This is a genomic window from Chryseobacterium sp. Y16C (assembly GCF_022488405.1).
Taxonomy (GTDB): Bacteria; Bacteroidota; Bacteroidia; order Flavobacteriales; family Weeksellaceae; genus Chryseobacterium; species Chryseobacterium geocarposphaerae.
Genome location: NZ_CP092711.1, coordinates 4,106,761 through 4,133,088 on the forward strand (window position 1 = coordinate 4,106,761; position 26,328 = coordinate 4,133,088).

A 26,328-nucleotide genomic window follows, 5' to 3' on the forward strand; every position below is an offset into this window, starting at 1 on the left:
ATGCTATAAAGATGTTTCAGATTGCAAAAAATATTTATCATCTTTTAACGATCCAATTCATTGCTATTTGTGATATGTGCTTTGGAAAATCAGATAGGAATAGAATTCAAAAAATAATCAAATAAAACACAAAGTATTATGTTTCAAGATAGTAAAACAGCTAAAGCACAACATAATGTTGTAAAGCAGGAGAAATTTTTGGATGGAGCTGAAAAGAATTTACAGAAAGCCAAAGACAATGTAGTGGAAAAAATTGATTCGAAAATGAGTGCCAAAACTATAATGAATCAGGCCTCTAATCCAGGTTTTTCGTCGATGAATGATCAAAAGGTTTGGGCTCAACAACCTACTTCTAAAATCCACAATGCAGCCGCTATTCCGACAAGCGAGATCTTAGGGATTAACCGTGTAGTGAAACTTGATATTGTGATAGAAGGAAAGGAGATACAGCATTTCAAGCATTTTAAATTAACTCAAAGCGCAGTTAAGCACCATGAGTTTTCGCTTACCTTATCTTACGATACCTTAGGAAGCGCAGAGAACCATAATCTGGAGGAAACTCAAAATTTTTTGGGCAAAAGAATTACGGTTGTTTTCAAATATAAAGATGTCATAGAAGGCCCTGAGCGCACCTTTGTCGGAGTTATTACCGAAGTAGGATTCAGTCAGGAGAGAGGAAGCCTTGGAGATATTGTTCTTACGGGGTATAGTCCTACCATTCTTTTAGATGTAGCCCCGAATATTCAAAGTTTTGGTGGTGCTCAGGAAGTAAGTCTCAACAGTATTGCCGATCAGGTTATCAAAGAAGGTCTCGGACAAAATAAATATGATTACAGGGTAGATTCCAAATATGGAAATGTTCCCTACAGCTCTCAATATGAAGAGACACATTATAATTATTTAGCGAGAATAGCTGAAGCGTATGGAGAACAGTTCTTTTATGATGGAGAAGTACTACATTTCGGAAAGCTTCCTCCTCAGGAAAAACCTGTGAAACTTACTTACGGAAGCAGTGTAAATGACGTTAAAATTAAAATGAAAGCACAGCATGTTAATCCTACTTTTTATGGATATAACAGCAGCAAGAACGAAAAGCTTACCACCGGAAAGTCTACTATTCAGCATACTTCTGACATTGCAAAACGTGCTTATGAAATCTCTGAAAAAACTTTTCAGACACCTTCATTAAGAGTGGCTCCCATCAAAGCCGTATCTTTTATGGATATTGATGCATCACAGAGAGGAACAGCAGGAAGCAAGGCATCAGAAGTTTTTGTTACGATGGGAACTACGACTGTTCCGTTTCTATATCCGGGATGTATTGCAGATATTGAGATGCGTAAAACAGATACCAATGATACCTCATACTTTACCAAACTGATGATTACAAATGTTATTCATGAAGTGGATGCAAGAGGTTATTATGACGGACATTTCGAAGCTATTGCTGCAGATACAGGATTTATTCCGCGTCCTGAATTTGAGTTTCCTAAAGCAGAACCACAGTTTGCAAAAGTGATTTCCAATACAGATCCGTTAAGCCAAGGAAGAGTAAAAGTGCAGTTTGACTGGCAGAGAGGATCGGATACCACCGAGTTTATACGTGTGATGTCTCCTGATGCAGGAAGCAGCGATAAAGTAAATAAAAACCGCGGGTTTATGTCTGTTCCCGAAGTAGGAGATCAGGTTATTGTGAACTTTGTTCATCAGCATCCCGATCGCCCATTTGTGATGGGAGGAATGTTTCATGGTCGTGTAGGTGCGGGAGGAGGCATCGGAAATAATATTAAAAGCTTTAGTACCCGTAGTGGAAATAAATTGGAACTCAATGATGGAACTGGTTCTGTATATCTTACAGATCAAGGGGGAGTAAATATGAAATTTGATGGGGCTGGAAATGCGGTCACCAATGCAAACACCAGTCATACAGTAAATGCAGGAAGTAAAAGTACAATAAATGTAGGTGCTAAAAAAGATTCTCCAGCACAATGTTTATTAGAGATGGATAGTGCTGGAAATATTACTTTAGACGGGAAAAACAGCTTAACAATTACAATAGGGAAAAGCATTTTGAAAATGTCGGCTGATGGCACCATAACTTTGAATGGGAAAAATGTTAAGATGGAAAGTACTGATACTTTTGATATAAGCTCTAAAGATTCAACATTTAAAGCATCCAATAATGCAGAAATAGGAGGTGGTATGCTCACAAAAGTTACCGGAATGACTTTACAGCTATTAGGTAGCTTTGTTGCAGAATTGAAAGCGGCTGTAACCAAAATAAATAGTTAGACATGGGGAAAATGGCTGCTCGGGCACTTGTGGATCAGGCTGCTCATACCGGACCAATAACGGCTGGAAGTTTTAACGTATTAATCGGAGGAAAACCTGCTGCAAGAAAAGGAGACCCGGTTACTTGTCCTTCTCACGGTGTTTCAAGTATTATAGAAGGATCCACTTCGGTATTTATCAATGGAATACCGGCTGCAAGAATGGGCGATAAGACGAGTTGTGGTACGCCACCACAACCTCCTCCCGCTGGACCTGTAGGAGCCCCTGCGGATAACCATTTTTGGAGTATTATCCCTAATGATAAACTTAACAGTGATGGAACTATAGATAATAAACTTGAAGATAATCTGTCTATAAAAGCTTTTGAAGTTTATGCTAATAGAGAAGATAAAACTAAAGATGGAACTTATGATTATGGTACATTAGGAGCTACTGTATTCGAAATGAGTGTAAAGGGAGATTATGAGCCGCTAGGTAAAGGAAAAGGTGGAGTAGGCGGAAGTGCAGGGTTTTCCAAATATAAAGGTGAACTAAAAGGAGGGATTTATGGCAGTAATGGAATGTATGGCGCTGAAGGAGAAGGTAAGGCTTCTATGATGTCCGGAAATGCTGAAGGCCACCTTGGTAAAGAAGGTATTTATTATCAAAAACATGAAGTAAAGGGAGATATAGCATATATTGAAGGAAAGGCTGAAGCAAAAGTTTTAACGGGAGGATCAGATAACAGATACGGTTTTCAAGGTGAATTATCAGGAGACTTAGGTGCTGCAAAAGCCGATTACGAAGGACAGTCAGATTTTTTTGGAATCGCGAAATCAAAAGTAAAAGTTGGACTTATGGGTGGTTCTGGAGCTCTAGGGGGAAAGGCGGGTTTTTATCTTGATACCGATGATTATGAAATAAGTGCAAATGTTGGAGGTAAAATAGCTGCGCTTATTGGTATCAAGGCTGATCTTGAAGTAACTTTAAGCGCAAAACCATTTGTAAATGCTTATAATGCTATTAAGGATTATTTCTTTCCACCTGTCGTGGAAGGTACTATATTAACAGGTTGTCCCACAGTATATATTGGTTAATTATGAAAATAATATTTTTGATTTTTTTTATTGTATTATCATTCTTTTTAATGTTTAAAGCTTCAGCAATGATTGAAAAGAAGCGATTAATAATCTTTTATGGAGCAGGAATAATATTGACTATTTTATTATTTATTATTAGTCCGGCCATTGTTTTTGGAGTGTCAAAGATTGTTACAATTGATTATAATGTTATTGATAAAGTTCTTAAAGCTTTATTTTTATCATTTTTATGCTTGTTTTTTTTAAATCTGTTTATTCTTTTATTTGTTGAAAGCTTAATTAATTTTCTTATTGGGTTCCATCAAACAAATAATCAGGCTAATATAGGACGTAACCCAATAAAAGCTGTTATTGAAAACAAGTCCAAAATATTGATAGCAATAAAAATTATTTTTTTCACTTTAGGTCAGTGCCTTCCTTATTATGGAATTTGGATAGGCTCATATAAATAATATTTTAAATGAAATTGAAATTAATCGTTGCCATTATTTTTTTTATACTTTCAATATTGGCTGTATCTTCTGTATTTATATGGAAAGATTACGCTTTGCTCATAAAAATACAACTCCCAATGATTATTATTTTTGGATATTTATGGACTTCTTTCGGAATTTCTTATTTTTTTGACAGAATCATTTCGAAAGCCATGAAAACTGGGATGCAGAATGAAAACCCTTATGTTTTACTTATCAGGCTCTCTCCAATTATTAATATATTTATTTTTGTTTTTTTTGGTATTTTAGCTTTAGCAACAGTATTAACATTAACCTTATCTGATATATGATGAAGAATGAAATAACCAAAGGAAATAAAGATTATAGTTTTCCTGTAGAGCAAACTTATACTAAAGAATATCTTCAGAAAAACTTTTGGAGATGCCTCTATACAACAGGTGAAGAAAATCTTCATTATTGGGTAATATTACCTCAAAATGTAAAACCTAACAAACTTGAACCTATTAACATTAGTGAGCTTTCTTTAATAAATATAGGACAATATGTAAGAGAGGATAATAGCCCATATCTTGAAGTTCAGGTGGCTTATGAGCATGATAACTATGAAATGAATGCTTCTGACTGGCTAAAAAAGAAACTTGCCATAATGGGAGAAGAAATTATTGCAGAAAGGATTATTAAAGGAAAAAGTACAGGAAATTATATTGATGTTCTTTGTAAAAAAAATGTGGCAGGAACTAATATAATTTCAAGATATACTGTTTTAAAAGATTACAATAATAGAAAAGGTGGTGCAAACTATTTTTGTATTAAAGCTACTTGTGAAGAGGATAGTTACGAGGCTTTAAGTCTTACTATGTTTCAGATTGTAACAAATTGGGATCTGATACATAAATCAGACTGGCAAATGGCAGAATTATTAACGCCATTTATGGATGAATTTGTTGAACCTATAAAATTTTTTGTACCCCACTCCTGGGAGGCGAAGTATAACACAAATACAGATAACTCTTTTTCAAATTATGTTTTTGAACATACTATTGATGGGAAAAACAAAGGAGTTATCAATTGTTTTTTCTATAAAACAGATGAATTTGAAAATGCAGAAACTCTAATTAATACTCAATTAGATCGCTTTAAAATTATTGATGATTTGAAGCTTTTACTTACACCTGTAGAAATTGTAGAAATAAAAGATATTCAAAATCCTTATATCAATACATTATATAATATTGCCGGAACTTTAGATTCCGATATAGAAAGCTTTCATGCAAATGTAACTATCGCTGTTATAAAAACTTCGAAAGGATGGTATTATTTTGAAAGTATTGGGCCAAAACCTAATTTACAGAATAATTACTGGGAAGTTAATAAGCGTTGTATTCAAATTATGATCAATTCTTTTAATAATTTAAAATTTGAAGTTCGTTACTCATAATTCTGTATTGCAAAAGCGGCGCACAGAAATTACTACTAATAATACTAAAGAATATGAAGTGTATTTGAACTCTTAAATGGATACAAGGCAAAACTATAGTTATACTACTTACACTTTTATGACAGCTACAGAAAAATACCAAATAAAAAGATCCTCTGTTAACTTCAAAGCTCTGCCTAAAAAATTAAAAAGACTTCTTTTGAGGTCTTTTTTAGTTGTTAAATTAGGGTTCTTTTATTGTGAGGACGTAAAGCAAAAACACTTTTTTCTTATCTTTGTTCTTTATGGAAAATATGGACGCAACTCAGGATAAAAGGTTATTTCTCATCGATGCTTATGCAATGATTTTTAGAGGATATTATGCATTGATCAGAAATCCGAGACTTACAAGCAAAGGGCTGGATACTTCTGCCATTTTTGGTTTTACAAACTCCTTGATAGAGCTTATTCGAAGAGAGAAACCGACTCACTTGGCAGTGGTTTTTGATGTGGGGCAGGCAAGTGTGAGAACAGACGATTTTTCTGAATATAAAGCCAACCGAAGTGAAACTCCTGAAGCTATTAAGATTGCCGTTCCTTATATCCATAAAATTTTGGAAGCTATGCACATTCCTATTCTGGGAGTGGAAGGATACGAAGCAGATGATGTTATCGGGACCATTGCCTGCAAAGCGGAAAAAGAAGGATATACCACTTTTATGGTGACCCCGGATAAAGATTTTGCACAATTGGTTACCGATAAAATTAAAATTTATAAGCCGGGCTTAAAAGGAGGAGATATTGAAATCTTAGGCGTAGAAGAAGTCAAGGCAAAATATGAAATCGAAGACCCGAAGCAGGTGATTGATTTCCTGGCCATGATGGGAGATGCCGTAGATAATATTCCGGGGCTGGAAGGGGTTGGTGAAAAAACGGCCATGAAATTCCTGAAAGAATTCGGAAGCATTGAAAATCTGTTGGCCAATACAGACCAATTAAAAGGAAAACTAAAAGAAAAAGTAGAAGCATCAGCAGAACGCGGAATTTTATCAAAAAAATTGGCAACCATTATTTGTGATGCCCCTATCGAGTTTCATCAGGAACAGTATGATCTTGAAACTCCTGATTTTGAAAAAGTAAAAGAAGTTTTCGACGAAATAGAATTCAGGAGACTATACGAAAACCTTTACCGTGCTTTTGCTCCTGCAACGGTTACAACGACTGTTGTTGCTGAGGTTGAAGTAACGGTAACGGAAACTACTCCGCAACAAAAAGTAGCACAGGCAGTAGGGCAGTTAGACTTATTTGCCACGTATGAAGAATTGGAACAGGCGACTTCCACAAAATCAACGATTGAGCAAAATGATCATCTTTATCAGTTTGTGGATAATCCCAAAGCGCAAAAGATTTTAGTTGATAATTTATTAAAACAGCAAGTGGTATGTTTTGATACCGAAACTACATCTTTAAATGAATTGGAAGCTGAATTGGTGGGAATGAGCTTCTCCTATAAAAAAGGGTTGGCATATTACATCCCTTTGTCGGAAGATCAGGGAGAAGTTTTACAGACGTTGGAAATTTTCAGGCCTTTCTTCGAAAAAGAAGATTTGTTAAAAGTAGCCCACAATTTAAAATTCGATTATAAAATCCTTAAACAGTACAATATTACCGTAAAAGGAGCAATGTTCGATACCATGATTGCCCATTATCTTTTAAACCCGGACGGAAGACACGGGATGGATTATCTTTCGGAAGTATATCTGAATTATAAACCGGTTTCCATAGAAACCATTATTGGTAAAAAAGGGAAGAATCAGGGTAATTTCAGAGATGCAGATTTAAGAACTCAGACCGATTACGCAGCGGAAGATGCAGATATAACTTTCCAACTGTACGAATTGTTTGCGCCTCAATTAAAAAAAGAAAATCTAGAAGATTTATTCTTCAGTATAGAAATGCCGCTCATGGAAGTGTTGGCAAAAATGGAACTGGCGGGGATCTCTCTGGATGAAAAATGGCTGGCTCAGGAAAGTATTGATTTGGAGAATGATTTAAAACAATTGGAATCAAAAATATTTGAACTTTCCGGAGAAGAATTTAATATGAATTCACCGAGACAGCTGGGAGACATTTTATTTGAGAAAATGCAGCTTGATCCGAAAGCCAAAAAAACAAAAACAGGTCAGTATGCAACGTCGGAGGATGTTCTTCAGAAACTGGCTTCGAAACATGAAATTATCAAGCATATTCTGGAGTACAGAACGTATCAGAAATTAAAATCGACTTATGTGGATGCATTGCCGTCACAGATTGAAAAAACGGATAACCGCGTTCATACTAATTTTTCACAGACTACAGCGGCAACAGGTCGTTTGGCGAGTGTAAATCCGAATTTGCAGAACATTCCGATCCGGACATTAAGAGGACAGCAAATTCGTGGAGCCTTTGTTTCAGGTGAAGGGAAAAAGATTATTTCTGCCGATTATTCACAGATTGAATTACGTTTGATTGCGGAAATTTCAGGAGAAGATAATATGATCAAAGCGTTTCAGAATGGTGAAGATATTCACGCTTCTACAGCGGCAAAATTATTTAAAATTCCGTTGGAAGAAGTTTCAAAGACGCAGAGAAGCCAGGCAAAAACAGTAAACTTTGGAATCATTTACGGGCAGGGTGCTTTTGCACTGGCTGAACAGACCGGCTTATCCAGAACGGAAGCCAAACAGATGATCGAAGCTTATTTCGAGACCTATCCGAAGCTGAAACAATATATGGCTGAACAGGTAAGCAAAGCCAGGGAAAGAGGCTATGTAGAGACTATTTTAGGAAGAAAGCGCCATTTAAAGGATATTAATTCCAATAATTTTGTTGTTCGTGGTCATGCGGAAAGAAATGCTGTGAATGCTCCGGTTCAGGGAAGTGCAGCAGATGTGGTGAAAATGGCGATGATCAAAATTCAGAAAGAGCTGGAAAAAGAAAAACTACAGACCAAGATGTTGCTTCAAGTGCATGACGAATTGGTATTTGAAGCGCCAATTGAAGAAATTGAAGTCGCTACCAATATCATTAAAATGGAAATGGAAAGTGCCATAGAAACACAGGTTCCTTTATTGGTGGAAATTGGAGTAGGGAATAACTGGCTGGAAGCGCATTAATTTATTTTAAAAACATATAAAAATCCCTGAAATTATTCATTCAGGGATTTTTTATTGGAAAGGGTTAATCAATATCAATACTATGTCGTAGGATAAGGAATTGCCTTATCTTTTTCTATAGGATTATAATATTGCCTGATCATATTTTGAAGATGTTTCTTTTTTTGATCAAGCTGATCTTGAGTCGTTATCTTTTCTCCTGAAATAATGACAGTTCCGCCACTTTTTAAGCTGTTACTCATTTCTTTTACAGGATCAGCGTAATAGTCAAGTTTTACCTTATGGTATTGTTTAAGGCTTACTGGAATAGGCTTATTGCCATAATGAGTTTCTAGGAAGTCAAGCGTAGAATACGTTTCCGGAATATTGATGTTTTTTATAAGTTTATACCTAAAATCATTATTTCCATCCGAAAGCTCAAAGATAAGTCCGGGTAATCCTTTAAACTTATAAGGTCCTTCCTGAAAAGGAATTTCTGTGGAAAACCATGCCGTCCATTCTCTTCCTCCAAAATCTGTTGTCGCTTTCTGCAGAGTGTATTGATCCGTTTTTTTTGTTTCAGTACCGATTTTCCAGGTTATTTTATCGGTAGAATTGATGACAAAATAATCGTACATATTGTCATGGAAAGACTGGTTATCGAATGAATTGGCTTTTCGGAGAATTAACTGATCGCTCAATGTATTGGCTTGCCAGGTTTGTCCGGTTTTCTTACTGATAGAATCCATTTCAAGAAATCTGTAATCGTAGAATTTTACAAAATCCTTATCAATGTCTAGAACCATATTCATTTTTTTCTCCTTACCATCGAGAACTATTCCCAATTCATAAATAAATCTTTTAGTTTGAGAAAATACAGTGGTAAAGAGCAGTAAAAGAAATACTGCTAACGTTTTTTTCATATATGCTATTTTGGTGCTGTGATTAATACTCGAATTCTATTCCGCCAAGATAGGTCAAAGAAAAATAATCGTTTTCTATGGATGTTGGCTTAGGAATTTGTCCCTGGCTTACAAAGACTAAAGCATTGATGTCAAACTTAAGATTCATTTCATTGATTTTTTGAACCAATATTGGAAGCCATTCTTCTGCAAAAGAGAAGTCTGCAAATTTTTCAAAAAGCCCCATATTAGAATCATCGAAACCGTATTCTATTAAATCCTGATCAAACCAGATGGTGTTTTGGGATTCTGCAAACTTTGAAACGAAAATGTCATCAGAATCCTCTTCCAGATAAAAGTTTTCATCCTCTTCAACGAAATTGTAAAAATCGTCCTCGCTATTGAAATTTCCTACCCAAAAATCTAGTACTTCTGTATTCATCTATGTAAACTTTACTTTAAAAACAAAGGTATAATAATAAATATGGTAAGCAAAGTAATCTTTGTGCTCATTTAAGAATTTGATCATTTAAAGGGGTTGAAATAAATATGTAAGCAATTCATTTGCGATTGCAGAATCTTTTTTTTGGATTTGAGAACATTCAATATTATATTCTAAAGTTTTTTTCTTCGAGTAAAGATAATTTTTGAGCCAAAATTTTCCTTTGGATTGAATGAATTTTGGATCTAGTGAAGGACCTATTTCATATCGAAATTCAGAATGACAGCTTAAGCAGTTATTTTCATACAAAACAATTCCAGGTGGAGATTTTGTGTTGGAAAACTTTTGTATATTAATTTTTAATGGTGATTTTCGCTGGGAATGTTTTAATTTGATTGTTTTATAAATATTTAAAACCTCTTCAATATTTCCATTTTTATTGACCATATAAAATCCATCGGTTGAATCTATTTTGGGAATATAAATTGAAGCAAACCCACCATAGTTGCTTGAGGAAGTTTCAAAAACAGTTTCGATTCCGTCGACTGTCATTTGCTTAAAACGATTATTTCGTAGTGGCTCTTTATATAATTGGGGGTTATACATTCCATACTCCATGAAAATAGTATCCTCATCTTTTGAAAGATAAGAAATGTAAGAATCAATCCCCTTCATTTTTGTCAGTTTCCAATCAGAAGGATATTCAAACTTTACTTTTCCAACTTCCAGCTGATGAAAAGAAATATTTTCTTGTTTTGTACAAGATGTAAGAAATGATAGGATGAAAATTATTAAAATACGATTCATAATAAAACTCTTTTTCCCAATTCACTTTCCCTGATCGCCTTCTCCAATCTCGATAACCTTGTTTTCTCCTGTTTAGCACTCGTAATCCAATGCAACATCACTTTTTGATATGACGGTGCTTGATTATTGAAAAATTCCCATGCCTTTTTATTGGCTTTAAATTGTTTTTCATAGTCGGGGTAGAGACTTGCCAATTCTTTTTCGTGAGAATAAATGGCGGATCTTTCGGGTTTTCGCAATTCAAAAGCTTTCAACCCTTGCGGAGTCATTAATCCGGCTTTTGTAAGGTCTTCAATTTTTTTAATATTGATAGCACTCCAAATGCTTGTAGGTTTTCGGGGCGTGAAACGGATGCTGTAGCTTTCCTCATCAATGGATTTTCTCACACCGTCAATCCATCCAAAGCATAATGCCTGATCTACAGATTCGGACCAGGTCATGGAAGGTTTTTTTGTTGCGACCTTGTAGAACCCGACGAGAAGCTCCTTTTCGTTTTGATGATTTTTTTCCAGCCAGTTTCGGAAATCCTGTGGTGTGGGGAAGAATGTTGCTGACATTTTTATGGATTATACGTTCTAAGTTTCTTTAGCATTTTAAAATTTGAAGATTGATGAAACAGTACTGTTATTTCCTCCTTTATGAGGTGGATGCTGGAGATGAGAATAGTGAGGATGAGAAGTTATAATCTTGCCTTTACAAACTTCAGAACAGGTATTAACCAATAGGGGAAGTAAATCTGTTGCAATAACCAAAGAAATCCAATATTGATCGGTTTCTGAATAATTCATTTCCTTTTTACAGATGCTGCATTTGACAATATCTGTGTCAAAATATTTTACAGCTTCTAAAGTCAGGTCTGGGAATTTTAATTTGGTTTTATAATTTCCGTAAAGTGCTCTTGTGCTCACTGTACTATCATTTATTGCTTTACAATTAATAATTTCGTATGGATACCAATGAAGTTGATACGAAGTATATGGAGTGAATGTCCTCAGTGATTCCATCTCTCCAATTTCAGGGGGAATTTGTGTGAGATTACTTCCATATAAATCAAGTGCTTTAACGTTTTTAAGTTTCGAAATTGATTTTGGTAAGGTTTGAATTTTAGAAAATAACTCATTTCCTAATGATTTTCTTGGTTCAAATTCTTCTATTCCTTCCTTTTCTACAATATCAATATAATCACATAGCTTGTTCCATGCTTCGGAGTTTTGATCTTGATAAACTTTCTTTATTTTAGGAATATTACTCATATTTAATCTTAATATTTAATAGGGTGACTTGTTCAAATTTAAAACATTTATGTAAGCGATGGAGAATACCAAATAAAATTTTAACATTTCACAATCACAACAATAGATGTAATATTCAGTAATTTTTCAGAGGTTCTTTTTTGATTCCTTACATTTGTAAACATTCTTCTTTTTAAGAATGAAAATTAGCTTATTTATGACCGACAGAAGATACAGAGAAACCATTCATACAGACTTCAACAATTACGAATATATCACAATTTCCAATGATGAAAATAAGGTAAGAATTTATACTTTAAAAAATGGTTTAAAGGTATTCTTAGCCCAGAATTTTGATGCCCCAAGAATTCAGACTTATATTCCGGTGAGAACGGGAAGTAATAATGATCCTTCTGATAATACGGGATTGGCACATTACCTTGAACATATGATGTTTAAAGGAACTTCGAAAATCGGGACTCAGAACTGGGAAAAGGAAAGTAAATTATTAGATCAGATATCAGATTTGTATGAGCAGCATAAAGCTGAATCTAACCCTGAAAAAAAGAAAGAGATCTATAAAAAAATAGACGAAATTTCCCAGGAAGCCAGTCAGTATGCGATTGCCAATGAATATGATAAGGCAATCTCTTCATTGGGAGCAACAGGAACGAATGCACATACATGGTTTGATGAAACGGTGTACAAAAACAATATTCCGAATAATGAGCTTGAAAAATGGCTTAAAGTTGAAAAAGAACGGTTTTCAGAAATAGTTTTAAGGCTTTTTCATACTGAGCTGGAATCTGTTTATGAAGAATTCAACCGTGCACAGGATAATGACTCAAGATTGGTGAATTATGAGCTTATGGATGCTCTTTTTCCAACCCATCCGAACGGACAGCAGACAACATTAGGAAAGCCGGAACATTTGAAAAATCCTTCAATGAAGGCGATTCACAAATATTTTGATGAATATTATGTGCCTAATAATTATGCGGTGGTTTTAGTCGGAGATTTAGATTTTGAGAAAACTATTCAGCTTGTGGATCAGTATTTTGGGGCAATTCCTTACAGAGAGCTTCCGAAAAAAACTCCGATTATTGAAAAACCGATTACAGAAATTGTAAGAAGAACTGTGAAAAGTCCGACTACACCCAGAGTACAGTTAGCCTGGAGAACGGAAAGCTACGGAACCAGAGAAGCGATGTTGGCAGATATTGTAGCCAATATTCTGAGCAATAGAGGAGAAGCAGGATTACTGGATTTAAATATTAATCAGACTCAAAAACTACTTTGGGGACAGGCTTTTTCTGTAGGATTAAAGGAATACGGATATTTTTCAATCGTTGCCGTTCCTAAGGAAACCCAGACTTTGGATGAAGCTAAAGAGTTGGTTTTAGAACAGATAGAATTATTGAAAAACGGAGATTTCCCGGATTGGATGCTTCCTGCCATTATCAACGATTTTAAGCTGCAGAGAATGAAAACCCTGGAAACTGCAGACGGACTGGCAACCAATCTTTATGATACCTACATTAAAGGAAGGACCTGGGAACAGGAGCTGAATGAAATGGATGAATATGCTCAATTTACGAAAGAAGATGTAGTAACCTTCTCCAATGAGTTCTTCAGGGAAAATTATGTAATTGTTTATAAAGAAAAAGGAACTAATGACAGGCTGATCAGAGTTGAAAACCCGGGAATAACCCCAGTAAAAATCAACCGTGAAAATCAGTCTGAATTTTTACAGCAGATTCTGGAAGAAAAAACAGGAGATATCCAGCCTGAATTTATTGATTATCAGAAAGAAATTAAAACAGATGTAATTAAAGATAAAAAACTGAGCTTCGTTAAAAATAAGTATAATGATATTGCCCAGGTTCATTTTATTTTTCCTTTTGGAAGCGATCATGACCGCGATTTGGGAGTTTCTACCCAGATTCTTCAATATTTGGGGACTGATCAGTTTTCGCCGGAAGATCTTAAAAAAGAATTTTTTAAAATCGGGGTTTCCAATGATTTTAAAACCACCAATGATCAGCTTTTAATCTCTTTAAGCGGACTGGAAGAAAATATTGAAAAAGGAATAGAGCTTCTTCAGCATTGGATGTATAAGGTAAAGCCTGATCGGGAAATTTACGAACAATTCGTAGAAACTGTTTTAGAGAACAGAGCGGCAGTGAAAAAAGATAAAAGCCGAATTATGACGGCCTTAACAAATTATACAAAACTGGGAGCATCCTCCCGATTTACCGATATTATCTCGGAGGAAGAGCTTAAAAATGCTGATGTTGAAGTGTTTACCGACAGGCTTAAAAAGCTGTTCAAATTTCCTTATCAGATATTTTTTTATGGTAAAAATTTTGAAAGTTTCACGGGTTATATCGGAAAGTATATAGAGAATGCAACTCTTCAGGTTTCGGAGCCGAAACTATATCCGGAACCGGAAACAAGCGGGAATGTCTATTTCATCAACTATGACATGGTGCAAATGGAGATGAGCAAAGTGGGACGAGGAAATCCTGTAAATATTAATAACTTTGGGAAAATCAATGTTTTTAATGAATATTTCGGAAGGGGATTATCATCCATCGTTTTTCAGGAAATACGAGAGAGTAAGAGCCTTGCATATTCTGCCTATGTTTCTTATGCTCCTAATTCAGAATTGAATCACCCCGATTATATCACAACATATATTGGAACGCAGCCGGATAAATTACAGATTGCAGTAGATACCATGACGGAGCTGATGAGTGAGCTTCCTGAAGTTCCCAGTCAGTTTGAAAATGCCCGAAATGCAGCGTTGAAACAGATTGCTTCCACAAGAATTACAAGAACCAATATTTTCTTTAATACTTTGCGACTGAAAAAGCTGGGAATTGATTACGATTTCAGAAAAGATATTTATCAGCAGATTGAAAACCTTAAATTTAGTGATCTGAAAGAATTTTATCAGACCTCAATAAAACCAATTCATTTCAATACTGCCATTATCGGGAAAAAAGAAAATCTGAATAGGGAAGCGGTAAATAAGATGGGGACATTCAAAGAAGTGAGTCTGAAAGATATTTTTGGACATTAAAAAATAAAAATCTGCTGAAATTTTCAGCAGATTTTTTATATTGAAAGAAGGGATTTGTCTCTTTATATTTTTTTTATTGTAACGGATTTAATTTTTCCGGTTTTTATATCTTTTAAAACGACAGTAAGTTCTTTTTCCTGAAAATCGGTTTCAGCTTTTATCAGCTCACAAAAATCTTTCTTTTCAAAGTCCACGCTTCCAAACTGAAGAATTTCGTCTCCAAGATTTATTTCTTTTTCCAGGCTCTTATCCCAGATAATTCCTACTACAAATTTTTTGTTTTTTATAGTAGGAGAAATTCCCCATGTCTTTTCAGAAACTTTTGTTTTATCAATGTTCTCATAAGGCTCGAAATAAAATCTTTTTTTACGGTAATCTAACGTAAACTTACCGAACTGAAAGCTTTTAGACCCCATTCGGGATTCTTGACTTTCTGTAGTGGTAATCCGTACATTTTCAAACTTTTCATTATTGAGAATAAATTCAGGAGTTTCTAAAATATGCTGGAACTGTAAATCACTCATCCCATGAAATCCCCATGAATATGTTCCTTTACTTTCCGCAACGGTTGTAATGACATCGGTCTTTTCTTTTAAAAATTTGTAAGCATCCAAAGACATTTCATAAAAGCTTTCTGCACCGGAATCAAAAAGTATTTTATCTGCAGCATCATTTTTTCCTTTTTTGAGAATCACATTAATAAAAGGATTGCTCTGGCTCGCAGATAAATCAAGCTTTTGATAAACTTCAGTTTTTAGGGATAAATTATCAACATTATCTGTAATGATAATCTGATTGTTTCTGTCGTCAAACTGTACCACAGAGTTACGCAGCATATTACTTCCGATGATTCCGTCAATACCAAAACAGGTTAATATTTCGGTTGTTGCTTCCTGAAAAACAATTCCCTGACTATCTTTAAAATGTATTTCTCCCAATTGCAAATCAGGAAGACTTGTGATAATCATTTTTTCAGCCTTTCCGGAAGAGTCATGTAAATCCACATCGCCTACGGTTTTTAAATTTAATTCTTTAAAAAGCTTTTGAGAAATAGCAAAAGGAGCTCCTGTGTCGAAAAGAAAATTGTAATTCTTATTATTAATCTGAACTTTTACCATTAGTTTTCCCTTTATCTTTTCATAAGGAACTGTCTGATTGTATTTTTTTGGTAAAATTGTTCCCTGATTGAGATTGATTTTATTCTGAGCTAAAGTAAAACTTATAAGAAATTTCAGAAATACGATACATAAAAGTTTTTTCATAGGATAAAAGTTGTTTGATACTAAAAATAAGTGGCAAACTTAGATAGATTATTTAATTTCTTTGAAGAGTTGTTTCTTCATATTTTGTGTTCTGACTTGGGTATAAAATCTTTTCTTGTAGAAAAGTTTCTGCAGAGTAAAATGAGAAATCCAACATTAACTTCAATTGCTTTTTATATTCATATATTGATAAAGAATAGCTCAAATATATTAATTTTTCACATGATGAAGAGTTTTATAAGACTAAAGTTTATCAATCAAAAGTCCATAATTACTAATTGGCCATAATAAAAAAATAAATCCTGGAAAAATCCAGGATTGTTATTTTACTTTACAACTTTCATTTCATCGATCAGCCATTTTGAATCGGCATATTTATCGATGATGAAAAGAATGTATTTTGTATCCACCATAATGTTTCGGCTAAAGCGAGGGTCGTAATTGATGTCACTCATTGTTCCTTCCCACTGTCTGTCGAAATTCAGTCCAACCAGGTTTCCGTTGGCATCCAGAGCAGGACTTCCAGAGTTTCCTCCCGTTGTGTGGTTGGTTGCCGTAAATCCTACCGGAACATCACCTGTTTTATCTTTATAAATTCCGAAGTCTTTTTTATTGTAAAGATCGATCAGCTTCTTAGGAACATCGAATTCATAATCTCCCGGAACATATTTTTCCATTACCCCTGCCAAATGCGTCTGGTAATTATAGGAAACCGCATCTCTCGGGCTGGATCCTTTTACTTTTCCATACGTAACACGTAGAGTGGAATTGGCATCCGGGAAGAATTTTCTGTCTTTATCGGTTTCCATTTGCTGAGCCATGAATGTTTTCTGCAGCTCATCAATTTTAGCCTGCAAAGAAGTAAACTGAGGATCAGCTGTTTTCACATATGTTTCCCTTAAAGTAACATAAATCTGATAGATAGGATCTTTTTTCAGTGTTTTGATCAGCTTATCCTGATTAGAAAATGCTTTTTCAATATCTTTAGAGGTAGAAGCTCCGTTTACATCAGTTCTTCCTGTAATGACAGAGTTTTTAGATGCTTCTTCAATGCTCTGAATATTCTGAGCTTCATTTTTATATTTATCAAATCCTGCGGGTAAGAATTGCGGAGCCGTTTTATTAGTATACAATGCTAACAGTTTTGCCGTAACCTTTGCATCTAACTCGGCACTGTAATCCTTATAAAATGAAGTTAATTTATTTTTGAAGGTGGTTGTTGCCTTTTCATCCATTCTTCCAGCTTCTACTGAAGTCACGTAGTTGTAGTAAAGACTAGCCAGCATCAATGTTTCAGCATTTCTTATAACCTCCGTATAATAAGCGTTGTTCAGAGCATAAGGAGCCTGATCGTTGTACAATTTATTAAGCTGGTCTAATGTAGATTTGATCTCGTGATTTTTTGAAACCAAAGAACCTTCATACATTACTTTTTTCTCTACAGCATTAGATTTCTTTAATCCTTCAACCTCACCGATCCATTTTTTCCAGTAATTGGCTACAGAAGCATATTTTGACGCATATTTTATACGTGTGGCATCATCCGTACGCATTTTTTCATCTAACGTTTTTAATGCAACATCTCTCACGGCAATTTTTGCCGGATCAATTTCCTTCATGATTTTTTCAACAGCAATAGCCGGTAAGTATTCCGTTGTTCTTCCCGGGAATCCGAATACGAAAGTGAAATCATTTTCATTTTTATCTTTAATAGAAACCGGAAGATAGTGCTTCGGAACGTAAGGAATGTTATCTTTTGAATATTCTGCGGGTTTATTGTCTTTCCCTGCATAAATTCGGAACATCGAGAAATCTCCCGTATGTCTTGGCCAAACCCAGTTATCGGTATCGCTTCCAAATTTTCCGATACTTTGTGGTGGTGCTCCTACCAATCTGATGTCTTTATAAGTTTCGATAGTATAAGCATAGTACTTATTTCCGTAATACATTGATTTTACAGAAATAGACTGGTAAGATTCTATTTTTTGAGAGTTTTTATAAACTTCAATATTATTGGCAATTTTTTTTGAAAGCTCAGGTTCTGTAAGTTTGTCTGTGCCTTCAAGGATTTGTTGAGTAACTTCTTTAATATCTACAATAAAATCTACCGTAACACCTGGATTAGGAAGTTCACCTTCCGGATTTTTAGCCCAGAAGCCATTGGATAGAAGGTCGTTTTCAACCGTAGAATGAGCCTGTATCTGTCCGTATCCGCAGTGGTGATTGGTAAGTAGTAATCCTTTTGGAGAAATAATTTCGGCAGTACAGCCTCCGTTAAACTGTACTACAGCATCTTTAATGCTTGGTTTTTGAACATTGAATATATCTTTAGCAGAAATTTTCATTCCCAAGTCTTTCATTTCCTTTTCATTAAGCTCTGTCGGGATCCACATTCCGCCGTATTGCTGGGCAATTCCTAAAGAAAAGCTTAAGAATGCCGAAGCAATGAGAATATTACGTTTTATCATTACAAAAAATTTTGCCTAAAAATACATAAAATTAATTTTTTACTAAAAGAAAAAGACCGCTTTTGAGGCAGTCTTATTTTTTTACTTAAAATTGATAGGCAATAATGGTTTCATCTTCTCTGAGATCTTTCATCAAGGCTTCATGATTAATGTCTTTTCCTGTAAGGATCCAGTTGGAGGCAAGATTTCCTTGTGTGTATTGCTGCTTTGACAGTGTAAATTTTAAGCTGTGCTTTTTGAAAAGCTCTTCACAATGAGCAATTTCATTAGCATTGGTCACTGCAATTTTATATTCCCTTATTTTGTGCTGTCTGTCAATAAATTTTTCGAAATAAGTAAGAGAGCTTAAAATCAATAACACCAAAACAGTTCCTAATAGAGAAAGATAAACATATCCTGAACCTACCGCCATACCAATAGAAGCGGTTGCCCAGATTGTTGTTGCGGTAGTGATACCCTCAATTTTATTATCTCCTTTAAAAATGACTCCTGCTCCTAAAAAACCGATTCCTGTTATGATATTAGCGGCTAATCGATCCGGATTCTGAACTCCAATTTTAATGGAAAGAATCGTAAAAAGACAGGAACCAAAACATACCAAAATGAAAGTACGTAATCCCGCAGATTTGTTTCTGTATTCACGTTCCGTCCCAATCAGAATTCCTAACACAACGGATATGAAAATCAATAACAACTCATTCTGAATAACATAATGGTCTTTTAAAAATTCCATTTTTTAGATTTTAAACTTCTTTGATTAAAATTACGATAAAATCTTTGATAAAAGAGTATGATTTATGGAGTGTATCTTAAAACATCGGATGTGCATTGGCTGATTTTTCAGGAACAATTTCGTGAACATCCCAATGTTCAGCAATTTTTTTGTTCTCAATTCTAAAAATGTCAATTACAGATTGTAGTTTTCCATCTGGTAAAACATTCTTGATATGGATGAAAACTAAATCGTCTTCTGCAGCAATGTGCTGAACATCAATTTTCGTTTTTGGTTTGTTTTGCAACCAGCCCTTTACCGCTTTTTCAAATGCTGCTGAACCATCAGCAACATTAGGATTATGTTGAATATAAGTCGGCAGAAGATAATGGTCAATATTCGTAAAATCGTGATCTCCAAAGATCTTCTGATAAAAATCTATTACCAGTTTTTTGTTGTGGTCCAGATCAGATTGTGATACTTTTTTACTTTGTGCATTCAATCCCATTGAAAAGAGAGAAAATACGAGTAAAATAAAAATTGCAATAGTTTTTCTCATTTTTAAAATATTTATTTAAAACAAAGATAATTAAATGTAATTAATTTTGTTACATTTAAAAACGGTATTTTAAATTGTTATAAAAACGATTTAAAATGTAAAGCGATTATGAATTAATCAGATCCAAAAACTGCTGTTCATCTAGGATTTCAATGGTTCCGATATCCTGGGCTTTTTTCAATTTGCTTCCAGCTTTTTCGCCTACTACGAGATAATTAAGGTTTTTAGACACAGCAGAAATGTTTTTTCCGCCGTGTTTTTCCACCATTTCTTCTGCTGATTCTCTGGTGAATAAAGAGAGTTTTCCGGTAAAAAGGAAGGTTTTTCCTTCTAAAGCATTGGATAAAACTTCATTGGTACTTTCTCCTTTTTCTAGCTGAACTCCATAGGATTTTAGTCTTTCGATTATTAAAATATTCTCAGAATTGGCAAAGAAGTCTACAATACTCACTGCGATTTTTGTCCCGATGTCTTCCACTTGACAAAGCTCTTCAACGGTAGCATTCTTCAATTCTTCAATAGTTGGGAAGTTCTTAACCAGTTTTTTAGCGACCGTTTCACCAACATGTTTTATTCCAATTCCATACAATACCTTTTCAAAAGGAATTTCTTTTGATTTTTCGATTCCTGAAATGATGTTCTGTGCAGATTTTTCCGCCATTCTTTCAAGTGGAAGAAGCTGTTCTTTGGTTAAAGTATAAAAGTCTGCAGGGTTTTCAATCAATTTTTCTCTGTAAAGCTGCTCGATGGTTTCGCTTCCCAAATTCTCAATATTTAAGGCTTTTCTTGAAACATAATGAATCATTCTTCCTACAACCTGTGGCGGACAATGAAGCTCATTCGGACAGAAATGAATCGCCTGGTCTTCAATTTTTACTAATTCTGTTCCACATTCTGGGCAGTCTTTGATGTATTCGATCTCTTTGCTTTCATCAGTTCTTTTCTCGGTATTGACTCCAACAATTTTTGGAATGATTTCACCTCCTTTTTCTACATACACAAAATCATGCTCATGCAGATCTAATTTCTTGATAATATCTTCATTATGTAGGGAAGCTCTTTTTACAATGGTTCCGGCCAGTAAAACAGGTTTCAGATTGGCAACCGGAGTGATGGCTCCCGTTCTTCCCACCTGATAAGAAACGCTTTGTAATTCGGTTTCCACTTTTTCAGCCTTAAATTTATAAGCCATTGCCCAACGCGGAGACTTAGCCGTATACCCAAGTTGTCTCTGTTGTTTTAAAGAATTGACTTTTAAAACAATACCGTCAATTTCGAAAGGTAAATTATGTCTTTCAAGATCCCAGAAATTAATGAATTCTTTCACCTCATCTAAAGTCGTGCACAGTTTTGCCTGTTGAGAAGTTTTGAATCCCCAGGATTTTGCCTTTTCAAGCAATTCCCAATGTGATTCTGCTGGAATATCTTCGGAAATAAATTGATATAAAACTGAGGAAAGTCCGCGTTTCCTCACTTCACCACTGTCCTGCATTTTTAAACTTCCACTGGCTGTATTTCTTGGATTCATGAAAGGATCAAGGCCTTCTTCCTCACGTAATTTATTGATTTTATCGAAGTTTTTTCTCGTCAGGTAAATTTCACCACGCATAAAGAAATGTTCAGGAAAATCACCCTTTAATTTCAATGGAATATCCGAAATGGTTCGGACGTTTGCCGTAATTTCGTCGCCCTGAAAACCGTCTCCACGAGTAACAGCCTGAGCTAATTTTCCGTTTTCATACAAAATAGAAATGGAGGCCCCGTCATATTTAAGCTCAGCAACAAACTCTACAGGTTCATCAATGGTTTTGATAATTCTTTTTTCCCAGTCTTCAAGATCGTTAAAATCATAAGAATTGTCCAGAGAATACATTCTGAATTTATGCTGAACTGTTGGGAAAACTTTGGTAATTCCACCACCAATACGTACTGTTGGAGAGTTTTCATCGTAGAACTCAGGGTATTTTGCTTCCAGATCACGAAGTTCTTCCAACAGCATATCAAAATCAAAATCTGAAATTGTCGGAGTATCAAGAAGATAATAATTTTCATTATGCTGATGAAGCTCTTTACGAAGTTCCTCTATTTTTTGTTGAATGTTTTCGGACATTGGGTTTCTATCTTTTTAAGCAAAAGTAATTAAAGTAATTGCATTTAAAAAATAGGTGAATTAAATATTCTGAGAAAATTAAAATCCATTAATATAGCCTAACCTGCTGATTAAATAGCTGATAGAATGCCTGTTTACAATGGTTTAACACAATGTTATCATTTAATTGAAAAAATGTTAAAATTCTCTTAAACAGCTAGGGGTGGAGGTCGATATACCTTTGCACAGCTAATTTGACAAAATGAGAAAAGTAAAGATTGTATTGGGTTTATTGTTCTTGAGTTTCGGAACGCTGGCGTATGCGCAAACCACACAGGCGTCGATTGTAGGAAAGGTAACCGGCGTTGGAAAAACGGCTCAGGAGAAAGTGAAAGTGACGATTATTAATGAATCTACAGGTTTTAAAACCGAAACTGAAACCAACTCAAAGGGGGAGTATATTTTCAAAGAAATTCCTCTAGGTGGACCTTATACGGTGATTGTAAATGATGAGAAAAAAGAAGGGTATACGGTAAATTTTGGAGATCAGGTGACGGTAAATATGGATTTGGCCAGTGAAAAAACAATCGAAGAAGTGGTTGTTGCCGGGAATCTTAAGAATAAGATCGGAAATCTTGGTGCCGCAACTGCAATTACTGCTAAGAATATTGGTATCTTACCGGTGAACGGAAGAAATTTTGCAAGTCTTACCGATTTGTCACCTTTAAGCGGGAAAGGAGGGAATCTTTCGGGGCAATTAGGTTCTTCCACCAATTTTACCATTGATGGAATGACGGCGAAAAATCCTACTTCTGCGGGAGCTACAACCAGCCGAAGTGGTGCTCCATTCTCTATTTCAATTGAAGCAGTGCGTGAATTTAAAATTACCACCAATCAATATGATGTAACATTGGGAAGAAGCGGTGGTGGAACAGTAAGTGCCGTTACAAAATCGGGTACCAACAAATTTTCTGGAAGTGCCTGGGAATATTTGAGAACCAACTGGCTTTCCAGTCCGTATGATATTCGAGGAAATAAAAGAAACAATGATTTCTCAACGTCCCAGTTCGGTTTCTCATTGGGCGGTCCAATCATTAAAAACAAATTGCATTTTTTCGCAGCATGGGATCATCAGCTGGATTCGAGGCCGTTGATTATTGCTGATATTAAATCAAATGAAGATGAAGCGAGATTCAATATTACCAACCAAACCCTTAATCAGTTTCTGGATATTGCCAGAGCAAAATATGGCGTTGGAAATACACCGCAGTTCGGAACTTTTGATAAAGTACGTAACTCGGATGCAGGATTTTTACGTTTGGATTGGCAAATCAATGATAAACACCTACTGACATTGAGAAACAACTTTACGTATGATCTGAATAAAAATGGACTGGTTGACAATACGGCGATCAATTTCTTTGAGTCTTATGGGAATGACAAAAACTTAGATAACAGTTTATTACTAACATTAAGATCAAATTTAAAATCTAACTTAACAAATGAATTGAAGGCCCAGTATTTATATACTTTCCAGGATAGTTATCAGAATGATGAGTTAGGTCATCCGGTTCCCAGAGCTATAGTGGAAGGTGTAGCCTCAAAAATTTATGATAATAGTACGAAAACCACGAGTATTCAGATTGGTGGCCACCGATTCGGGCAGGAGAGTTTTAGAAATAATGTATTCCAGCTGGTAGACAATTTATATTACAATACGGATAAAGTAAAATATACATTCGGAGCCGATTTAATGTATACAAAAGCAAGATCTGTGTATGGAAGTGAAGTGAACGGGAAATTTTATTATCAGGGAATTAATGCATTTAATAACATGATCTCCAACAGATATTACAGAGAAGTCCCTTTAATGGAAGATCCTTCAGTAAAGTCAAGCATCTGGAATATTGGGGTGTATGGACAGTTTCAGACTAAAATTGCAACAGGTTTAGACTTTATGGGAGGTTTGAGATTGGATTACGGAGGCTATCCTAAAGCTGAATTCAATCAAAAACTGTATGATGAAATGGGAATCAGAACGGATAATAAAATTAAATCTTTTGTCATCCAGCCAAGATTCCAGTTTGATTGGAATATTAATGAAGCAAATAAAGACTATGTGAAATTCGGAGCTGGAATTTTCTCATCTGATATTAATAATTACATGATTATTAATAATTTGGTGTTTGACGGGAAACATTTGGCAACCTTGGATGTAAACCCTTCTCAAATTGGGCTTACTCCGAATTTTATAGAATATAGAAATGATTATAGTACTGTTCCTAGCTTGGCTCAATATCAGCTTCCAACAATTAATTATACAGGAAAAGATGCTAAAATTCCGATTATTTACAAAGCTAATTTCTCTTATACGCATTTCTTTAATGAAAGATTCAGAGCGGGAGTTGCGGGCTATATGGCATTGGGAAGAAATAACTATTTCTATTATGATCGTAATATGAAAACAACTCCTTTTATTACGTTGGCTAATGAAGACGGAAGAGGAGTTTATGTTCCTGTATACGCGATTACCAACAATTCAAACAATACAGTAACTCTTAACTGGAAAGAAGGAAGAATTAATAATAATTTCGGCAGGGTTCTGGAATTGGTAAGTGATGGAAAAGTAAATCAGTTCTCATTTGTAGTAGATACAAGTTACCGTTATTGGAAAGACGGGGAAATTACAGCAAGTTATACATGGTCTGATATTAAAGATAACACATCCTATAACGGAAATGTTGCGAACTCTGCCACTTTATCGACTCCGGTTCAGAGTGATCCAAGAGATTTGAGAATGACCTATTCGGATAACCAATTCAGAAATAAAGTAGTTATTTACGGAAACTCGCCAACTATTGCAGGATTTACCTTAGGAATCAGATATTCAGGAATCGGAGGAACCCGTTTTTCTTTAACTGCGGGAGGGAATATTAATGGAGATTTTGTAGATTCTAACGACCTGGCTTATATTTTTCCAAACTTAACGGAGTCATTGCTTAATGATCCTGAAGTAGGAAAAGCATTGAAAAATTATATTACGGATTACAATAATAAAATTGCTGAAAGAAACGGAGGTAAGAACGGGTTTTATGGAGTTTGGGACGTAAGAGTGGTGAAGAAAATCAAATTTGAAAAAATTGGGGCATTTGAACTCTCAGTTGATATTTTTAACGTTGCAAATCTTCTTAATAAAGAGTGGGGAGTTAACAAATCATATACCAATATGGCTTTGTACAGAGCTACAAAATTCAATACCACAACTCAGCAGTTTGAATACGTAAGAAATACAAACGGATTGGCTCCGTTATCAGGAAACCCTTATCAGATTCAGGTGGGAGCAAAGTATTCGTTTTAACAATTAAATACTACTTTTATCTAAAAGTTCGAAGCTTTTTATATAAACTATCAAATTATATTATGAAAAAAATTATCTTAGGGTTAGCAGTTTTAAGCACAGTTGTAATGAAGGCACAAACCCAGATTATTGCACACAGAGGGTATTGGCAGACACAGCCACCCACTACCGAAAATTCATTAAAATCATTGGAAAATGCCCAGAACCTGAAAATATATGGATCTGAGTTTGATGTAAGAATGACGAAAGACGGAGTCTTGGTGGTTAATCATGACGAGCACCACGGAAAAATGGAGATTTCGGAAACCGATTTTAAAGAACTGGAAGCATTGAAATTGTCGAACGGAGAGAAATTTCCAACCTTAAAAGACTATTTAAAACAAGGGAAGAAAGACAAATCATTAAAATTAATCGTAGAAATAAAGCCGGATAAAACCAAGGAAAAAGAAGATGAACTGACGGCAAAAACAATCAAGATGATTAAAGAGATGAAGCTTGAATCTCAAAGCGAATTTATTTCTTTCAGTTTAAACATTTGTAAAGAAATTAAAAGGCTTGAACCTACATTTAAAGTTCAGTATCTGAGAGGAGAATTATCTCCTGAACAGATTAAGAGTGAGGGATTGGATGGAATAGACTATCATTACAGCGTATTCCAAAAAAATCCTGCATGGATTGCCGAAGCAAAATCATTAGGGCTGATTACCAATGCCTGGACGGTGAATGATGTTACTGTATATGATGAGCTGAAAAAACAAGGTATTGGTTTCATTACAACCAATATTCCCGATCAGCTGAAGGGAAAATAATAACTGTATCAGATAATCTGTTGTATAGCCTGTTTCTTTGGAGACAGGCTTTTTTGATGATAAATGGAGTTGCTTGTACGAAGGAAAAATTTATTTTATCAGGAAAAGACAATAAAGTTAGGCAAATACAGTACAGATTTGATATTAAAAATACTTAATTGTCTTAAGTGAATGATACCCAGTGTTTTGATGTTTTTTGTTAAAAATAAATTAATATTTGGTTTAA

At 34.9% G+C, this 26,328-nt stretch carries 19 protein-coding genes; 9 read left to right on the forward strand and 10 right to left on the reverse strand.

The genetic code is table 11. The features are described 5' to 3' along the window. Positions 1 to 138 precede the first annotated feature (138 nt). The 6 genes from MKS83_RS18640 to polA all read left to right on the forward strand — a co-directional run bounded on the left by MKS83_RS18640 (position 139) and on the right by polA (position 8,398). Positions 139 to 2,292, forward strand: coding sequence for a type VI secretion system Vgr family protein (locus MKS83_RS18640; protein ID WP_410678913.1), 2,154 nt, complete (start codon positions 139 to 141; stop codon positions 2,290 to 2,292). Between the two features lie 2 nt (positions 2,293 to 2,294). Beyond that, positions 2,295 to 3,368, forward strand: a complete 1,074-nt coding sequence (locus MKS83_RS18645) for a PAAR domain-containing protein (RefSeq protein WP_240580853.1) — start codon at positions 2,295 to 2,297, stop codon at positions 3,366 to 3,368. 2 nt (positions 3,369 to 3,370) lie between these two features. Next, a complete protein-coding gene (locus MKS83_RS18650) occupies positions 3,371 to 3,823 on the forward strand; it encodes a hypothetical protein (protein WP_240580854.1) in 453 nt (150 codons plus the stop codon). An 8-nt stretch (positions 3,824 to 3,831) separates the two neighbouring features. Continuing rightward, a complete protein-coding gene (locus MKS83_RS18655; protein WP_240580855.1) occupies positions 3,832 to 4,155 on the forward strand; it encodes a hypothetical protein in 324 nt (107 codons plus the stop codon). Beyond that, a complete protein-coding gene (locus tag MKS83_RS18660) occupies positions 4,152 to 5,264 on the forward strand; it encodes a hypothetical protein (protein ID WP_240580856.1) in 1,113 nt (370 codons plus the stop codon). Before MKS83_RS18655 ends, MKS83_RS18660 begins: the two co-directional genes overlap by 4 nt. Positions 5,265 to 5,557: 293 nt before the next feature. After that, a complete protein-coding gene (gene polA, locus MKS83_RS18665) occupies positions 5,558 to 8,398 on the forward strand; it encodes a DNA polymerase I (RefSeq protein WP_240583206.1) in 2,841 nt (946 codons plus the stop codon). Between the two features lie 80 nt (positions 8,399 to 8,478). Here polA and MKS83_RS18670 read toward each other — a convergent pair whose 3' ends face one another. From MKS83_RS18670 to MKS83_RS18690, 5 genes are all read right to left on the reverse strand, one after another. After that, complete coding sequence (locus MKS83_RS18670) at positions 8,479 to 9,300, reverse strand: GLPGLI family protein (RefSeq protein ID WP_240580857.1); 822 nt, start codon at positions 9,298 to 9,300, stop codon at positions 8,479 to 8,481. Between the two features lie 22 nt (positions 9,301 to 9,322). Then, entirely contained in the window at positions 9,323 to 9,721 is a 399-nt protein-coding gene (locus MKS83_RS18675) for an immunity 22 family protein (protein WP_240580858.1), read from the reverse strand. Between the two features lie 87 nt (positions 9,722 to 9,808). After that, entirely contained in the window at positions 9,809 to 10,528 is a 720-nt protein-coding gene (locus MKS83_RS18680) for a hypothetical protein (protein WP_240580859.1), read from the reverse strand. Continuing rightward, the gene (locus MKS83_RS18685; RefSeq protein ID WP_240580860.1) at positions 10,525 to 11,085 is read right to left on the reverse strand and encodes a YdeI/OmpD-associated family protein; all 561 of its coding nucleotides are present in this window, start codon (positions 11,083 to 11,085) and stop codon (positions 10,525 to 10,527) included. The genes MKS83_RS18680 and MKS83_RS18685 overlap by 4 nt, the downstream gene beginning before the upstream one ends. Before the next feature lie 36 nt (positions 11,086 to 11,121). Then, a complete protein-coding gene (locus MKS83_RS18690; protein ID WP_240580861.1) occupies positions 11,122 to 11,781 on the reverse strand; it encodes a hypothetical protein in 660 nt (219 codons plus the stop codon). Between the two features lie 196 nt (positions 11,782 to 11,977). Here MKS83_RS18690 and MKS83_RS18695 point away from each other — a divergent pair, with 196 nt between their 5' ends. Then, on the forward strand, positions 11,978 to 14,845 hold the full coding sequence (locus MKS83_RS18695) for a M16 family metallopeptidase (protein WP_240580862.1): 2,868 nt from the start codon (positions 11,978 to 11,980) through the stop codon (positions 14,843 to 14,845). A gap of 62 nt (positions 14,846 to 14,907) precedes the next feature. Here the strand turns inward: MKS83_RS18695 and MKS83_RS18700 are convergent, their stop codons facing one another. From MKS83_RS18700 to ligA, 5 genes are all read right to left on the reverse strand, one after another. Next, positions 14,908 to 16,107: a retropepsin-like aspartic protease gene (locus MKS83_RS18700; protein WP_240580863.1), complete on the reverse strand. Its 1,200-nt coding sequence runs from the start codon at positions 16,105 to 16,107 to the stop codon at positions 14,908 to 14,910. A 326-nt stretch (positions 16,108 to 16,433) separates the two neighbouring features. Beyond that, complete coding sequence (locus MKS83_RS18705; protein WP_240580864.1) at positions 16,434 to 18,575, reverse strand: S46 family peptidase; 2,142 nt, start codon at positions 18,573 to 18,575, stop codon at positions 16,434 to 16,436. 85 nt (positions 18,576 to 18,660) lie between these two features. Beyond that, positions 18,661 to 19,308, reverse strand: coding sequence for an MgtC/SapB family protein (locus MKS83_RS18710; protein ID WP_240580865.1), 648 nt, complete (start codon positions 19,306 to 19,308; stop codon positions 18,661 to 18,663). A 76-nt stretch (positions 19,309 to 19,384) separates the two neighbouring features. Further along, positions 19,385 to 19,846, reverse strand: a complete 462-nt coding sequence (locus tag MKS83_RS18715) for an ester cyclase (protein WP_240580866.1) — start codon at positions 19,844 to 19,846, stop codon at positions 19,385 to 19,387. A gap of 106 nt (positions 19,847 to 19,952) precedes the next feature. Next, the gene (ligA, locus tag MKS83_RS18720; RefSeq protein WP_240580867.1) at positions 19,953 to 21,956 is read right to left on the reverse strand and encodes an NAD-dependent DNA ligase LigA; all 2,004 of its coding nucleotides are present in this window, start codon (positions 21,954 to 21,956) and stop codon (positions 19,953 to 19,955) included. 241 nt (positions 21,957 to 22,197) lie between these two features. On the opposite strand from ligA, the gene MKS83_RS18725 reads away from it, so the two are divergent. Together MKS83_RS18725 and MKS83_RS18730 are read left to right on the forward strand one after the other, a co-directional pair. Continuing rightward, entirely contained in the window at positions 22,198 to 25,293 is a 3,096-nt protein-coding gene (locus MKS83_RS18725) for a TonB-dependent receptor (protein ID WP_240580868.1), read from the forward strand. A gap of 62 nt (positions 25,294 to 25,355) precedes the next feature. Continuing rightward, on the forward strand, positions 25,356 to 26,102 hold the full coding sequence (locus MKS83_RS18730; protein WP_240580869.1) for a glycerophosphodiester phosphodiesterase family protein: 747 nt from the start codon (positions 25,356 to 25,358) through the stop codon (positions 26,100 to 26,102). Positions 26,103 to 26,328: the final 226 nt, after the last annotated feature.